Origin of the sequence: Winogradskyella wichelsiae (genome assembly GCF_013403925.1) — a bacterium.
GTDB lineage: Bacteria > Bacteroidota > Bacteroidia > Flavobacteriales > Flavobacteriaceae > Winogradskyella > Winogradskyella wichelsiae.
The window spans coordinates 1-560 of the sequence record NZ_JABFDJ010000053.1 but is presented as its reverse complement, the minus strand read 5'-3'; the positions used below and the strand labels follow the sequence as shown (position 1 = coordinate 560).

The window sequence follows — 560 nt, the reverse complement described above, 5'->3', positions numbered from 1 at the left end:
AACGTGTTTGTATATGGTTTGTTGCGTGGTTTAGCACGTAATTTAGCAAATAAAAACCGAATATAAAATCCGCGAGGATTTTCGTAAGTAGGCTAGAACTAGCAATAAATTATATACGGTGTTGGCAGTAGTTTTTTATTTAATGTGTCAATTATTTTTTTTAATCACAATAGCTTCAATTCTATTATCAAAATATATTGGTTCTGAAATTATAAAATCGCCTATTTTAGTTTTTTCATTTACTTTATAAACAGGCGTTACATTAATAAATCCAAAAGAAACTTTATTCCAATCTTTAAAAATAGAAATGTTTTTTACTTTTAGTATCCCAAACTTATTCGTTTTATATTCATAAACATTAAAATTTTCAAAAGTTTTTTCAGAATAGGATACATATTCTGCGTCTTCTTCTATAACAATATTTCCTTCATAATTATTTGGAATTGATATAATAATTCTTTTTTCTACCTTGCAACAAGTTAAAGTCAAAAGGAGCATTGCAAATTTGATAAATTTCATTTTTTAAATTAGAATGATTTTGTTTTAAATTACTGCCAACG

Annotated in this window: 1 protein-coding gene; it reads right to left on the bottom strand. The window is 25.2% G+C overall.

Annotation, left to right across the window (positions count from 1 at the left end):
- Positions 1-147: 147 nt before the first annotated feature.
- The gene (locus HM985_RS17140; RefSeq protein ID WP_179377421.1) at positions 148-519 is read right to left on the bottom strand and encodes a hypothetical protein; all 372 of its coding nucleotides are present in this window, start codon (positions 517-519) and stop codon (positions 148-150) included.
- Between the last annotated feature and the right edge of the window lie 41 nt (positions 520-560).